13 protein-coding genes and 1 pseudogene are annotated in these 13,898 nt (G+C 70.5%); 10 read left to right on the plus strand and 4 right to left on the minus strand.

Annotation, left to right across the window (positions count from 1 at the left end; translation table 11 throughout):
- The first annotated feature begins 23 nt into the window (after positions 1-23).
- Genes AN215_RS14710 through AN215_RS14720 form a run of 3 tightly spaced genes read left to right on the plus strand, consistent with a single transcriptional unit; the run spans position 24 to position 2,970 of the window.
- Positions 24-977 carry an ABC transporter substrate-binding protein gene (locus AN215_RS14710; RefSeq protein ID WP_070013473.1) on the plus strand — a complete coding sequence of 318 codons (954 nt, stop codon included), beginning with the start codon at positions 24-26 and terminating at the stop codon, positions 975-977.
- A 33-nt stretch (positions 978-1,010) separates the two neighbouring features.
- A complete protein-coding gene (locus AN215_RS14715; RefSeq protein WP_171904201.1) occupies positions 1,011-2,519 on the plus strand; it encodes a purine-cytosine permease family protein in 1,509 nt (502 codons plus the stop codon).
- A gap of 10 nt (positions 2,520-2,529) precedes the next feature.
- Positions 2,530-2,970, plus strand: a complete 441-nt coding sequence (locus AN215_RS14720; protein ID WP_070013472.1) for a hypothetical protein — start codon at positions 2,530-2,532, stop codon at positions 2,968-2,970.
- A gap of 451 nt (positions 2,971-3,421) precedes the next feature.
- Here the strand turns inward: AN215_RS14720 and AN215_RS14725 are convergent, their stop codons facing one another.
- Positions 3,422-4,813, minus strand: coding sequence for a cystathionine beta-synthase (locus AN215_RS14725; protein ID WP_070013471.1), 1,392 nt, complete (start codon positions 4,811-4,813; stop codon positions 3,422-3,424).
- 355 nt (positions 4,814-5,168) lie between these two features.
- Between AN215_RS14725 and AN215_RS14730 the strand changes: the two genes are divergently transcribed.
- The 4 genes and pseudogenes from AN215_RS14730 (at position 5,169) to AN215_RS14745 (ending at position 10,106) form a co-directional block, all read left to right on the plus strand.
- Positions 5,169-6,197, plus strand: a complete 1,029-nt coding sequence (locus AN215_RS14730; protein WP_070013470.1) for an SGNH/GDSL hydrolase family protein — start codon at positions 5,169-5,171, stop codon at positions 6,195-6,197.
- An 807-nt stretch (positions 6,198-7,004) separates the two neighbouring features.
- Positions 7,005-7,487, plus strand: a pseudogene (locus tag AN215_RS14735) (thiolase family protein); the annotation flags it as partial.
- Positions 7,488-7,779: 292 nt separating this feature from the next.
- Complete coding sequence (locus tag AN215_RS14740; RefSeq protein ID WP_070013469.1) at positions 7,780-9,000, plus strand: acetyl-CoA C-acetyltransferase; 1,221 nt, start codon at positions 7,780-7,782, stop codon at positions 8,998-9,000.
- Between the two features lie 212 nt (positions 9,001-9,212).
- Positions 9,213-10,106, plus strand: a complete 894-nt coding sequence (locus AN215_RS14745) for a hypothetical protein (protein WP_070013468.1) — start codon at positions 9,213-9,215, stop codon at positions 10,104-10,106.
- On the opposite strand, the gene AN215_RS14750 is transcribed toward AN215_RS14745, so the two are convergent.
- Positions 10,090-10,428, minus strand: coding sequence for a hypothetical protein (locus AN215_RS14750; RefSeq protein ID WP_070013934.1), 339 nt, complete (start codon positions 10,426-10,428; stop codon positions 10,090-10,092). The two genes, AN215_RS14745 and AN215_RS14750, sit on opposite strands and share 17 nt — an antisense overlap.
- 98 nt (positions 10,429-10,526) lie before the next feature.
- Between AN215_RS14750 and AN215_RS14755 the strand changes: the two genes are divergently transcribed.
- Positions 10,527-10,754: a DUF4287 domain-containing protein gene (locus AN215_RS14755; protein ID WP_070013933.1), complete on the plus strand. Its 228-nt coding sequence runs from the start codon at positions 10,527-10,529 to the stop codon at positions 10,752-10,754.
- A gap of 103 nt (positions 10,755-10,857) precedes the next feature.
- Here AN215_RS14755 and AN215_RS14760 read toward each other — a convergent pair whose 3' ends face one another.
- Complete coding sequence (locus tag AN215_RS14760; RefSeq protein ID WP_070013467.1) at positions 10,858-11,715, minus strand: Bax inhibitor-1/YccA family protein; 858 nt, start codon at positions 11,713-11,715, stop codon at positions 10,858-10,860.
- Between the two features lie 742 nt (positions 11,716-12,457).
- On the opposite strand from AN215_RS14760, the gene AN215_RS14765 reads away from it, so the two are divergent.
- A complete protein-coding gene (locus tag AN215_RS14765) occupies positions 12,458-12,943 on the plus strand; it encodes a DUF6153 family protein (protein WP_139140745.1) in 486 nt (161 codons plus the stop codon).
- 88 nt (positions 12,944-13,031) lie between these two features.
- Complete coding sequence (locus tag AN215_RS14770; RefSeq protein ID WP_070013465.1) at positions 13,032-13,670, plus strand: DUF305 domain-containing protein; 639 nt, start codon at positions 13,032-13,034, stop codon at positions 13,668-13,670.
- Here the strand turns inward: AN215_RS14770 and AN215_RS29590 are convergent.
- Positions 13,623-13,874: a hypothetical protein gene (locus tag AN215_RS29590; protein WP_070013464.1), complete on the minus strand. Its 252-nt coding sequence runs from the start codon at positions 13,872-13,874 to the stop codon at positions 13,623-13,625. The two genes, AN215_RS14770 and AN215_RS29590, sit on opposite strands and share 48 nt — an antisense overlap.
- Positions 13,875-13,898: the final 24 nt, after the last annotated feature.

Consider the following 13,898-nt stretch of genomic DNA (forward strand, 5'->3'; position numbering starts at 1 on the left):
TCGCCCGACCTTACGGAGAAGCCATGTCCAGCATTCCCGCCCCGCGCCGCCGGACCGTCCTGTCCGGACTGCTCGCCGCGGCCGCAGTCCCCGCCGTCACGGCCTGTTCCGGCGGCATCACCTCGCTGAAGGGCGGCGGCTCGGGCGGCTCGGGCGCCGCGGACAGCGGTGCCGGGCTCGTCATCGGCACCGCCAACTTCACGGAGAACCAGATACTCGGCCACCTCTATGCCGAAGCCCTGCGCGGCTCCGGCGTGAAGGCCACCGTCAAACCCAGCCTCGGCTCCCGCGAGGTCGTCGTTCCCGCCCTGGAGGGCGGAGACATCGACCTGCTCCCCGAGTACCAGGGCAATCTGCTGCTGCACTTCGACAAGAAGGCGAAGGAGACCGAGGCCGGCGAGCTGCAGAACGCTCTCGCGGCCGAGCTCCCCGCGTCCCTGGAGGCGCTGCCGTACGCGGCGGCCGAGGACAAGGACGTCTTCGCCGTCACACGGGAGACCGCCGAGAAGCACGGCCTCAAGAGCTACGCCGACCTGCGGAAGACCGACGGCGAGCTGGTCTTCGGCGGTCCGGCCGAGGACAAGACCAGGGTGGTGGGTCTCGTCGGCTTCCGTGAGCGGTACGACGTGACCTTCAAGGAGTTCAAGGCGCTCGACGCCTCGGGACCCCTGGTCAAGGGAGCCCTCAAGAAGGGCGACGTCGACATCGCCAACCTCTTCAGCACCGACGCCGACATCCGCGAGAACGACTGGGTCGTGCTGAGCGACCCGCTGCACATGGTGCCCGCCCAGCACGTCGTGCCGGTCGTGCGCAGCGCTGTCGCCGACGCCCCAGTGCGCAAGGCCCTGGCACGGCTCGGCACCGCGCTGACGACCAGTGAGCTGAGCAAGCTCAACAGGATGGTCGACGTGGACCGCGAGGACCCCGACGACGTGGCCGCGGAATGGGCCGCCGAGCACGGCCTCACCGAGAACTGACGCAGTACGCAAGAGACCGGAAGGACGAGCACGATGACCGCAGCCCGCGCAGAATCCCTCGTGGAGCGCCGCTCCATCGACGTCGTACCGGACGGCGAGCGGCACGGCAGCGCCTTCAGCCAGTTCACGCTGTGGCTGGGCGCCAACCTCCAGATCACCGCCGTCATCACCGGCGCGCTGGCCGTCGTCTTCGGCGCCAACGCCTTCTGGGCCGTGACCGGGCTGGCGATCGGCAACGTGCTGGGCGGAGCCGTGATGGCGCTCCACTCCGCGCAGGGGCCGCGGCTCGGCCTGCCCCAAATGATCTCTTCCCGGGCGCAGTTCGGCGTACGGGGCGCGATCGTGCCGCTGGCGCTGGTCATCGTGATGTACATCGGATTCTTCGCGAGCGGCAGCGTGCTCGCCGGGCAGGCGGTGGGCGAGCTCGCCGGGTTCGGCGAGACCCCCGGCATCGTCGTCTTCGCCGTCGTCACCGGCATCGGGGCCGCCGTCGGCTACCGGCTCATCCACGTCCTGGGGCGTTTCGCCTCGGTGATCTGCGCCCTCGCCTTCGTCTACCTCGGCTTCCGCCTCCTGCAACGCGCCGACCTGGGCACGCTGCTGGCCGACCGTGCCTTCGAACTGCCGGTCTTCCTCCTCGCCGTCGCGCTCGCCGCGTCCTGGCAGCTGGCCTACGGCCCGTACGTCGCCGACTACTCGCGCTATCTGCCCCGTTCGACTTCCGCCCGTGCGACGTTCTGGTGGACTCTCGCCGGCACGGGGCTCGGCTCGCAGTGGTCGATGACGTTCGGCGCGCTCGCCGCGGCGGCCGCGGGCGGAAGCTTCACCGGTCACGAGGTCGAGTACATAGTCGGGCTGGGCGGCGCCGGAATCATCGCCTCCGCGCTCTACTTCGTCATCGCGCTCGGCAAGCTGACGATCAACGTGCTGAACACCTACGGCGGTTTCATGTCGATGGTCACCAGCGTCAGCGGCTTCCGCGGACAGGCCGTGCTCTCGCAGCGCGCCCGTGCCGCCTACATCGGCGCGATCATGGTGGCCGGCACGGCGCTCGCGCTGCTCGGCAAGGACAGCTTCCTCACCTCGTTCAAGGACTTCCTGCTCTTCCTGCTGGCCGCCTTCACGCCCTGGTCCGCGATCAACCTCGTCGACTACTACCTGATCGCGAAGGAGCGTTACGACCTGCCCGCGTTCAGCGACCCGGCGGGCCGCTACGGCTCCTGGCGGTGGCGGGCCCTGACGGTGTACGTGGCGGGGCTGCTGGTCCAATTCCCCTTCCTGGCGACGCACTTCTACACCGGCCCGCTCGTGGCACCGCTGGGCGGAGCCGACATCTCCTGGATCGTCGGGCTGGCCGTTCCAGCGGTGGCGTACTGGCTGCTCGCACGGCACGACACCGCTCACATCCCGGACCGTACGATCCTCGGCGACGGGACCCCCGACGGGGACGCCGGCGCCTCGGGCGGCACGGGTGGCGGTGGGGCCCGGCCACCGGCGGATACGGGGGCTAGCACCACTGCCGGGAGCGGCCCCCGCGCGTAGCGTTCCGCACATGGACGCCCGCGACCCCGAGCTGACGCGAGAACTCAACGCGACGCTGCAGACCCGCAGGGAACTCGGCCAGGAGTACGAGGAGGAGCTCATCGCCTCCTTCCTGGAGAAGTTCGACAAGCGGCTGGAGACCGTCGTGGACAAGCAGATGCGCCGCCAGATGGCGGAGCAGCAGATGGTCGTGGCCCGCGGCAGCGCCCGGCCGCAGGCCGGTGGCGCCTCGCCGTCGTATCCGGAGGGCATGGGGGCCCGGCTCCTGGCGCTCGCCTCGCTGGTGCTCGCCGTGCCGCTGTCGGCGATCGCCGCCGTGAACACGGGGCTGGCCGGGCTACTGGTGTGCTGGGGCGGGATCGTGGCGGTCAACGCCGTACATGCGAAGCGGAATCTGTTCCAGTTCGGGCGGGAGCGGGAAGCGCGCCAGAAGGACGGCGACTGGGACTAGGGCGCCGGGGCGGGGCCGGGGCTCCGGCGGGGGGTGCCCCGGCGGGGTGCCGTTGCGAGGCCGCGCCGGACCGGTGACCCGGGCCCGGCCCGGGCCAGGAAGCCGTGCACACGGTAAGGGGGGTGCGCGGCACGAGCCGGGGCCCGGGACCGGGCCCGGCGACCACGGGGTGACGGGACGACGGGGACGAACCCCGGGCCCCGGCGGCGGGGAGCCGCCGCACCCCGGTGCGTACACCGGGGCGGGACGAACGGCGACCCCCCGCGGGGGCACACGCCGGTCAGGACCGGTCGCGTCCCGGCGTCCACGGATCCGGGAGCCGCTCCGGAGTTCCTCGACGCCGACACACACCACTGTGCGGTACGTCTGTCAACCACACGTTTCGGCGCGGTGACACTCTCCCGCCGCTTCACGGCCGGCCGGCCGCCCCCGCGTCACGCGGCCGCAAACATCACTTCCTGATGCCGCTCGCCAGGTACGCCAGCAGGTCCTGCCTGCTGAGCACCCCGACGGGCTTGCCCTCCGCCAACACCACCGCGGCGTCGGCGCGTTCGAGCACCGGCATCAGGTCGGCGACCGACTCGCCCGAGCCCACGTGCGGCAGCGGGTCGCTCATGTGCTTCTCCAGGAGGTCACCCAGCGACGCGCGCTGCGTGAACAGCGCGTCCAGCAGCTCCCGTTCGACGACGGAACCGACGACCTCCGCGGCCATCACATCCGGATGCCCCGCGCCCGGCTTGACCACCGGCATCTGCGAGACGCCGTACTCGCGCAGCACCTCGATCGCCTCCCCGACCGTCTCCTCGGGGTGCATGTGCACGAGCGAGGGGATCGGGCCCTCCTTGTGGCGCAGCACGTCCCCGACGCGTACGTCGGTGGCTTCGCCCTCCTCCAGGAAGCCGTAGTCGTTCATCCACTCGTCGTTGAAGATCTTGCTGAGGTAGCCCCGGCCGCCGTCCGGCAGCAGCACGACCACCACGTCCTCCGGCCCGAGCTTCCGCGCGACCTCCAGGGCGCCCACCACGGCCATGCCGCACGAACCGCCCACCAGCAGGCCCTCCTCCTTGGCCAGACGGCGCGTCATCTGGAAGGAGTCCTTGTCGGAGACGGGAACGATCTCGTCCGCCACATTCCGGTCGTAGGCGTCGGGCCAGAAGTCCTCGCCCACGCCCTCCACGAGGTAGGGGCGCCCGGAGCCGCCGCTGTAGACCGAACCCTCGGGGTCGGCGCCGACGATCCGTACCGCTCCCCCGCTGATCTCCTTGAGATAGCGGCCCGTTCCGGAAATGGTGCCGCCGGTGCCGATGCCCGCCACGAAGTGGGTGATCCGGCCTTCCGTCTGCTCCCAGAGCTCGGGGCCGGTGGTCTCGTAGTGCGAGCGCGGGTTGTTGGGATTGCTGTACTGGTCGGGCTTCCACGCGTCCGGGGTCTCCCGCACGAGCCGGTCCGAGACGTTGTAGTACGAGTCGGGGTGCTCCGGGTCGACGGCCGTCGGGCAGACGACGACCTCGGCGCCGTATGCCCGCAGCACATTGATCTTGTCCGTGGACACCTTGTCAGGGCAGACGAACAGGCAGCGGTAACCCTTCTGCTGGGCGACGATGGCAAGCCCGACACCGGTGTTTCCGGAGGTGGGCTCGACGATGGTGCCGCCCGGGCGGAGTTCGCCTGACGCCTCCGCCGCCTCGATCATCCGCAGCGCGATCCTGTCCTTGACCGAACCGCCGGGATTGAAGTATTCGACCTTTGCCAGAACCGTGGCACGGATACCCTCCGTGACACTGTTCAGCTTGATCAGCGGGGTGTTGCCGACAAGGTCGATCATGGACTCGTGATACTGCAACGTGGTCTCCGCGCGTCCGTGGGCAGCGTCGTTGCGTGCCCTTACCGTCACGATATTGCGCAACACGCGCACACCGGAGGGCCGTTGCGAAGGTTGCAGAGCGGTCCCCACGGGGCAACACAGTGTTAAGGGCGCTCAGCCCGCACGTCACACGACGCGCACCGAGCGCTCACACCGACTACCCAACCACGATGCCTCTTCATGCACTCAGGCACCATCCACCGGGGCGACACCCGGCGGTGACCGAGGGAGGATCCGCGCCACGGCCACGGTGACACACGTCCCGGGCCACGCACACCGGAAGACCCAGCACAGCCAGCACTCACGAACCATCTGCGGGAGGCGGACCAGAAACATGCCGATGTCGAAGGCTGCTAGCGCAAGAGTGGCACGGCGGATCGCGACCGCGGCCGCGTACGGCGGCGGTGGCCTCAGCCTGCTCGGCGGCGCCGCGGTCGGACTGCTCTTCACCGAAGCCCAGCTCGCCAAGCGCAGGATCGGCGGCTCGGACGACGAACCTCCCAAGGCCGACGGGGTCTACGGCGCCGACTTCGCCGGACAGCACCCGGGGCGTCCCGTCCGGCTCGGCTTCCTGGGCGACTCCACCGCCGCAGGCCAGGGCGTGCACCTTCCCCGCCAGACCCCTGGTGCGCTGCTCGCCTGCGCGCTGGCGGCCGTGGCCGAACGCCCGGTGGAACTGCGCAACGTGGCTCTGCCCGGCGCCCAGTCCGATGACCTGGAGCGCCAGGTCACGCTGCTGCTGAGCGAGCGGGACCTCGACCTCGCTCCGGACGTCTGCGTCATCATGATCGGCGCCAACGACGTCACCCACCGCATGCCGCCCTCCCGTGCCGTCCGGCTCCTCTCGGACGCGGTGGCACGGCTGCGCACCGCGGGATGCGAAGTGGTCGTCGGCACCTGCCCCGACCTGGGTTCCATCGAGCCCGTCGGGCAGCCGCTGCGGTGGGTCGCCCGGCGCCTGAGCCGCCAGCTCGCCGCGGCGCAGACCATCGCCGTCGTCGAGGAGGGCGCACGTACGGTCTCGCTCGGCGACCTGCTCGGCCCGGAGTTCGCGGCACACCCCCGCGAACTGTTCGGGCCGGACAACTACCACCCCTCGGCGGAGGGTTACGCGACGGCCGCGATGGCGATCCTGCCGACGCTGTGCGCGTCGCTGGGGATGTGGCCGACGGAGGACGAGCGGCCCGACGCGGCACGGCGCGAGAGCATCCTGCCGGTGGCGCGGGCGGCGGCGGAGGCGGTCGCCGAGGGCGGCACGGAGGTCGCGGGCGTCCGCGGGCCGTGGGCCCTCCTCAAGCACCGCCGGCGGCGCCGGCTGCCCCCCGCGGAGGAGATCGAGGCAGCGCGCTCCGAGGCGCGCTAGCCCTCCCGGGCAGGGTCCGCCGCTTGTCCCGGTTCGCCCGGCATGCGCGGCCTGCGGCGTGCCGGAGCGTGTTCGCGTGCGGTGCGTTTTTGGTTCCGGGTGCGTGCCGCTGCGGCGGCGGCTCCGGGAAGGCATGATTTACCTCCCTGTACCGGTACGGGGACCTGTTCTGGCTCCCATATGGCGGTCCGCAAATCATGCTTGAGTTTCCCGGAGCCACCGCCTCCGCGTCCCACCCCCTCCGGTCGTCCGAGCGGCTTTCCCCTGGTGGTTCCCGGACAGGTTGCGGGTTGCTGCCGTGCGGACCTTTCGGCACGTGTACGTGGCTGCGGCTCCAACCATCGGTGTTCAGGGGCCCGTTGAATCCTGGAGTGGTCCGAGAGCGGCAGCAGGTCCGACGGGAGGACGAGGCAACCGGCCGGTGGCCACCAACCGGAAGCCGCCGACGAAACGGGAGGGGGCGGGACGCGCAGGGGTGCGTGTCCGGACGCTTGCCCGTGATTTGCCGACCGGCACAGGCAAGGCTCCGCAACAGCCGGAGCGGTTCAGGGAGGTAAATCATGGGTCCGGACATGTACCCCGGAGCGGCACGCACCCGGAACCCACAAAGCACCCCGAGGCGCACACATCGGCAAACCCGCCGCGTCAGCGGCAAAAGCAAGCGCTTAGAAAAGAGAGTCCCGCATCACACCCTGCGCCCCGTGACCCCGGCGCTACGGGGAGGTAGCTTCCGCAAGGAGAAACCCGCTTCCGCAAGGAAACCCGCTTCCGCAAGGAAACGCCCTCCCGACCCCTCTTGGAGCCGTGATGCCCGAAGCAGTGATCGTCTCTGCCGCCCGCTCGCCCATCGGACGCGCCTTCAAGGGGTCGCTGAAAGACGTACGGCCGGACGACCTGACCGCCCAGATCGTGAAGGCCGCCCTTGACAAGGTGCCGGAGCTGGACCCGTCGCAGATCGACGACCTGATGCTCGGCTGCGGTCTGCCGGGCGGCGAGCAGGGCCACAACCTCGGCCGCGTCGTGGCCGTGCAGATGGGCATGGACCACCTGCCGGGCTGCACGATCACCCGTTACTGCTCCTCGTCGCTGCAGACGACCCGCATGGCGATGCACGCCATCAAGGCCGGCGAGGGCGACGTGTTCATCTCGGCGGGCGTGGAGACCGTCTCCCGTTCGGTGAACGGCAGTTCGGACGGGATGCCCGGCACGCACAACCCGCTCTTCGCCGACGCCGAGGCCCGTACCGCCGAGCGCGCCGAGAAGGGCGGTCCCGGGTGGGACGACCCGCGCGNGGCAAGGCTCCGCAACAGCCGGAGCGGTTCAGGGAGGTAAATCATGGGTCCGGACATGTACCCCGGAGCGGCACGCACCCGGAACCCACAAAGCACCCCGAGGCGCACACATCGGCAAACCCGCCGCGTCAGCGGCAAAAGCAAGCGCTTAGAAAAGAGAGTCCCGCATCACACCCTGCGCCCCGTGACCCCGGCGCTACGGGGAGGTAGCTTCCGCAAGGAGAAACCCGCTTCCGCAAGGAAACCCGCTTCCGCAAGGAAACGCCCTCCCGACCCCTCTTGGAGCCGTGATGCCCGAAGCAGTGATCGTCTCTGCCGCCCGCTCGCCCATCGGACGCGCCTTCAAGGGGTCGCTGAAAGACGTACGGCCGGACGACCTGACCGCCCAGATCGTGAAGGCCGCCCTTGACAAGGTGCCGGAGCTGGACCCGTCGCAGATCGACGACCTGATGCTCGGCTGCGGTCTGCCGGGCGGCGAGCAGGGCCACAACCTCGGCCGCGTCGTGGCCGTGCAGATGGGCATGGACCACCTGCCGGGCTGCACGATCACCCGTTACTGCTCCTCGTCGCTGCAGACGACCCGCATGGCGATGCACGCCATCAAGGCCGGCGAGGGCGACGTGTTCATCTCGGCGGGCGTGGAGACCGTCTCCCGTTCGGTGAACGGCAGTTCGGACGGGATGCCCGGCACGCACAACCCGCTCTTCGCCGACGCCGAGGCCCGTACCGCCGAGCGCGCCGAGAAGGGCGGTCCCGGGTGGGACGACCCGCGCGAGAGCGGCCATGTCCCCGACGTCTACATCGCCATGGGCCAGACCGCGGAGAACCTGGCCCGCAAGAAGGGCGTCACGCGCCGGGACATGGACGAGTTCGGCGTGCGCTCACAGAACCTCGCGGAGAAGGCGATCGCCGACGGCTTCTGGGAGCGGGAGATCACTCCCGTGGCGATTCCCGAAGGAGGGACCGTCTCCCAGGACGACGGCCCCCGCGCCGGTGTGACCCTGGAGGGCGTCGAGGGGCTCAAGCCCGTCTTCCGTCCCGACGGGCTCGTGACCGCGGGCAACTGCTGTCCGCTCAACGACGGTGCCGCCGCGCTGGTCGTCATGTCCGACACCAAGGCGCGGGAGCTCGGTCTGACGCCGCTCGCCCGCATCGTCTCCACCGGCGTCTCCGCCCTCTCCCCCGAGATCATGGGGTACGGGCCGGTCGAGGCCAGCAAGCAGGCGCTGGCGCGTGCCGGCATGGCCGTCGGGGACATCGATCTGGTCGAGATCAACGAGGCGTTCGCCGCTCAGGTCATCCCCTCCTACCGGGACCTCGGCATCGACCTGGACAAGCTCAACGTCAACGGTGGCGCCATCGCCGTCGGCCACCCCTTCGGAATGACGGGCGCGCGCATCACCACGACGCTGATCAACTCCCTGCGCTGGCACGACAAGCAGTTCGGTCTGGAGACCATGTGCGTGGGCGGCGGCCAGGGCATGGCCATGGTGCTGGAACGCCTCAACTGATCAAGCGGCGTGCCCGGGGTGTGATTTATCCCCCTGGGGTGGTGCGTTTCTCCTGCTCACGACGGACGTGACGATGGAGGCATCAGTTCACCTCTGTCCTATTCACGGCGTTTGGGACTACGGTCTTCCCCTCGGGCTCCACCAGAGGCTTCGCCGGAGCACCCGGGGGGAGGCCCACAGTCCGGGATCCGAACGGAACCAGGAGTACGTCAGTGAGCGCCATATCTCTGCTGTTGCTCGCGACCGCGGTGACCGCCGCCGCGGTCGGGGGCGCCGCCCTGCGTTCGGCGCGCGGCCTGCGCCGGCGCCTCGACGAGTGCGCGCAGGGCGCCCACGACGCCAGGGTGCCCCGGGCGCGCTCCGCCGAGGAGATCCGGAGCATCGTCGTCGAGGCGATCGCTGAGGAGCGCGAGCGGGAACTGGCCGAGGCCCGTGCGGCATGGACGGCGCAGGAGTCCGGCGCGGGGGGCCCGGACGAGGGTGCGACGCTGGCCGGACGCGGCACGGAGTACGAGATCGCTCCCGTGCTGGACGCCCTGCTGCGAGGCCGCGTCGACGAGGACGTCCTGCGGGGCCTGCGCGAGCTTCGCGACCGCGACATGCCCCAGCCGGGCATCTTCGTACCCCGGCAGATGGAGCGCGACCTGGAGCCCGCGGAGCCGGGCGAGCCGCCCGTGACGGACGAGGGCCAGGAACACCCCGGTGTGGCCGCCGCCCGTCGCCGTCACCCTTCGGAGCCCGACTTCACGCTCCGCGGCGAACCCGCTGTGCCCGCGCAGACGCCGCTGCGCGCCAGGAGCCATGCCGGTCATGAGCAGACCGTGGGCCGGCTGGAGGAGCTGGCGCAGGCCCGTACACCGCTCTCGGACGTGCGTCAGGGCCCGCTGGGGACGCTGGACGTCTACCTCTTCCAGGACGGCACGACCGTATGCCTCTCCCCGGGCCACCGCGAGACGGCCGAGGCCCTGTGCGCGGCGCTGCGCGAGGGCGACGTCCCGGTGCTGATGGGCGGCTCGTCGGTCTCCGGTGCGTACGCGCTGACCTTCGCCTACGGGGAGGGCCGCACCGCCTATCTGCTGGCGGACCGGGTCATCGCTTCCCGGTAGCGGCGGCCGCGATACGGACCGTGGCGAGCTGTACCAGGCCGACGGCGTCGGCCAGTTCATGATCCGCGTCAACCTCGCGCAGAATTTCCGCCAGATCGTGTGCGGCCACGAGCAACTGATCCCCCACGACGAAAACACCCACGTCGGGAAGCTCCCGCGGCGTGCGTCCCGGAAACTCCAGACGCTGTGCCCGGACTGCCAACTCCCGGGCCAGAGCCAGTCCTTCGGCCGCCGCGCCCCTGCGCAGACCGCTCTCCGGAAGGGTCCGCAGACGGTCCGCCGCGGGCTGCACCGCGGAGATCAAAGGGGCTGTATCGAGCACCACGCAAGCGTATGCGCCCCCCACGGACTGTTGCCAACGCCACTTCACTCAGGCACCTTGGCTGGAAGGACTCAATGAGGCAGCATCCGGAGGCGCCGATGTCCCAGATCTTCTCCGAAGAGACCCACCGGAACATGCTCACCCGCATCCCTCAATGCACAGGCCGTGAAGTATCCGACTGGCTGCGGACCGTCGACGAAGGCCCTTCCCTCTTCCGCTTCGAGGAGAAGGTGAGCTGGCTTCGCGGCGAGCACAACCTCGCCTACGGACACGCGAAAGCGATCATCCACGAGTACGACCTGCGGCGCGCTGCGCGCCATCTGTAGCCGCCCCCTCGACGACTTCTTGGAATTCCCGGACTCTTCGGGTCGCGCACATGCGAAGGGCCCGTGAGGCGTACACCGCCTCACGGGCCCTTCGTCGCGTCCGTCAGTCGTTGCCTTGAAGGATCGCGATCAGGCGCAGGAACTCCAGGTAGATCCACACCAGGGTCAGGGTCAGGCCGAAGGCGGCCAGCCAGGACTCCTCGCGGGGAGCGCCGTAGGAGATGCCGTCCTCGACCTGCTTGAAGTCGAGCGCCAGGAAGAGCGCACCGATCAGGATGCCGACGATCCCGAAGATGACGCCCATGGTGCCGCTGCGGAAGCCGAGGCCGTCACCGCCGCCGAAGACGGCGAACAGCAGGTTCACCATCATCAGCAGGACGAAACCGATGGCCGCGGCCATGGCGAAGGCGTAGAAACGCCGGGTGACCCGGATGATCCGGGTCTTGTACATCACGAGCACCGCGGTGAAGACCGCCATGGTGCCGAGCACGGCCTGCATGGCCGCACCCTCCGCGATGTAGCTGTCGACGAAATTGCTGATGGCGCCGAGGAAGAGGCCTTCCAGGGCTGCGTACGTCAGGATCAGCGCAGGCATGGCCTTGCGCCTGAAGGCCTGGACGAGTGCCAGCACCATCGCGACGAGGCCGGCACCGATGGCCAGCGGAAGCGCCAGATCGATGATCCAGGCCACGGTCGCCATGACGACGACGAGGCCGACCGTCATACCGGTGCGGGCGACGACGTCGTCCATCGTCATCCGGCCGGTCTGCGGCGGTGCGGCGGGCGGCGCCCCGTAGGGCTGGCCCACGGCCTGCGTCTGCTGCTGGGCGTACGGGTTGTTCGCGTAAGGGTTGTTCGCGTACGGGTTCCCGGCCTGCGGCTGCTGACCGGTGTCGAAACCGGCATTGCCGCCTGAGCGGCTGAACCCCCGTCGCGAGAAGACCGGGTTGCTGCTCCTCATCTCACTCCTCCATGGCCGCACGGCACGGCACTAGCCTTCAGAGTAATGCGTTAGCAAAACCAGCACGCTACTCCAGAGTCAAGAACGAAGAAAAGCGGGTCCTGGTTCCGTCTTGGTTCCGTTCTTGTACCGCACGGGGGGCCTTCCACACCGCCGTTCCGGGCCCGGACGGACGGGCGGCGGCCGAAAGCCGGACGGACCGCCGCCCGGGCGCCGTCAGCACAGCGTGTGGGTGCCGGGGACGGTGAGCGGAGTCAGCAGTGCGAGGCCGGCGACCGTCCAGGCCGCGTACTCCCCGATGTGCCCGGCCGCAGGCGGCGCAGGGCACGGGAAGCCGCACGGTGACTCCGTACGGGTGACTCCGGACGCCCAGCAGGGCGGTGCCGACGCCGACCGCGGTCGGGAGAGACCGAGCAGAGCTCCGGTGACGGTCCAGTGCGCCGGGGCCCGCTCTCGTCGGGCGCCGGGACACCGTCCAGGACTGCGGCCTCGCAGCTGCCGTGCGAGGCGAGGAGATGACCGCCTTGTCGCGCGACGTGCCGGACGGGCGGCATCCCGCACACGGCGAGTCCGCCGGGTACGAACAGGGCTCCGGTGAGCGGGAGTTGGCGTGCGCGGCCGGGCAACTCCCGCTCGTCGACCGAGGCGTAGCGGCCGGCGGGATGGCCGTCCGCGGGCGCCGGTTTCGCGCACCGGGCACAACTTCGTCTGCCCCGCCGCACGCCCCCGTACGATGACGCCCGTGATCAGTGGTCGTCCCGCGGTGTCCCCCGCACGTGCTCTCCGGGCGCGTGCCCTGGGGCTGCCGCTGCTGGTCATGGCGGTGCTGTTCGGGCTGCTCGCGATGCACGGCCTCGGGGCGACGCCCCCGCGCGAGGGCCACCCGCACGGTGCGGCGCAGCACTCGTCGGCGACAGCCGCCGACGGCCACGGAGGCACCCACGCCGGCGGGCCCGCGCGCCACGGCCACAACTCCCCTCCCCTGGCGGAGAGTCAGCACACCGCACAGGCGGACGCCTGCGAGTGCGGCGGCGCGGACGGCCACGTCTCGCACGCCGACGCGACGTGTTCGGCGACCGGGACCAGCGGCGCCCCCTCCATGGACGGCCCTGCCGCGAGTACGGCACCCGGCCCGCAGCCCGCGAGCGGCCTCGCGGGCTGCCGGTCGCGCACCGGCGGCGAACGGGCCCCGCCCTCGCTGCACCAGCTTCAACTCCTGCGCATATAGGGGCGCTCACGGCGCGGCCGACGGGCCGTCGCCGTGTCCGGCGCACCCAGACAGCAGCAACTCATCGACACGCAGGAGCAGTTCGACCATGACCAAACACGTTTCCGTACCGGACTCATCCCTCGCCCGTGGGCTGTTCGCCACCGCGTCGGCCGCCGTCGCGGTACTGGTGCTCGCCGCCTGCGGCAGCGGCGGCCAGGACCAGTCCCAGGGCGAGGGCCACGGATCGGGCCACGACAGCGGTAAGAAGCCCGCGAAGAGCGCCGGCGCCGCCGACGTCTCGTTCGCGAAGGGCATGATCCCGCACCACCGCCAGGCCCTCGAGATGTCCGGGCTGGCCTCGTCCCGCGCCGAGTCCGCGCAGGTCAAGGCTCTCGCCGAGCGGATCAGCAAGGCTCAGGAGCCCGAGATCGACAAGCTGTCCGGCTGGCTGAAGTCGTGGGGCGAGAAGGTCCCGGCCGCGAACCAGGGCCACTCGGGGCACTCCGGCCACTCCATGGCCGGGATGATGACTCCCGAGGACATGGCGAAGCTGAAGAAGATGTCCGGGGAGAAGTTCGACCGCGAGTTCCTGAAGATGATGACGGCACATCACGAGGGCGCCGTCGACATGGCCCGTACGGAGGAGTCCGACGGCTCGTACAGGCCGGCCAAGGAGATGGCCCGCGAGATCCGGCGCTCACAGACCGGTGAGATCAAGGAGATGCGCGGGCTTCTGAAGAAGTAACGCCCCCGGCGCACCGGCGTTCCCGCCGTCGCCGGCGTCCCGTACGTCGGCGCCGCCCATGCGGCGCCCGATGAACGGGGCGCCGGCGCTCAGCAGCACACCGCCCGGCAGCCCGCGCCCGCCGACGCTTCCGAAGCGACCCACGGCGTCCGCGCGGCCGTAGAGGGGCACGCTCTGCGCCGGGGTGCCCTGGGCCGCCGCCACGTACGTCAGACGGACGTGAACACC

Source organism: Streptomyces abyssalis (assembly GCF_001751365.1).
GTDB classification, from domain to species: Bacteria; Actinomycetota; Actinomycetes; order Streptomycetales; family Streptomycetaceae; genus Streptomyces; species Streptomyces abyssalis.

Coding starts and splice junctions, on each gene's coding strand:
- AN215_RS14710 (WP_070013473.1), top strand. CDS start 24: ATGTCCAGCATTCCCGCCCCGCGCCGCCGGACCGTCCTGTCCGGACTG.
- AN215_RS14715 (WP_171904201.1), top strand. CDS start 1,011: ATGACCGCAGCCCGCGCAGAATCCCTCGTGGAGCGCCGCTCCATCGAC.
- AN215_RS14720 (WP_070013472.1), top strand. CDS start 2,530: ATGGACGCCCGCGACCCCGAGCTGACGCGAGAACTCAACGCGACGCTG.
- AN215_RS14730 (WP_070013470.1), top strand. CDS start 5,169: ATGCCGATGTCGAAGGCTGCTAGCGCAAGAGTGGCACGGCGGATCGCG.
- AN215_RS14740 (WP_070013469.1), top strand. CDS start 7,780: ATGCCCGAAGCAGTGATCGTCTCTGCCGCCCGCTCGCCCATCGGACGC.
- AN215_RS14755 (WP_070013933.1), top strand. CDS start 10,527: ATGTCCCAGATCTTCTCCGAAGAGACCCACCGGAACATGCTCACCCGC.
- AN215_RS14760 (WP_070013467.1), bottom strand. CDS start 11,715: ATGAGGAGCAGCAACCCGGTCTTCTCGCGACGGGGGTTCAGCCGCTCA.
- AN215_RS14770 (WP_070013465.1), top strand. CDS start 13,032: ATGACCAAACACGTTTCCGTACCGGACTCATCCCTCGCCCGTGGGCTG.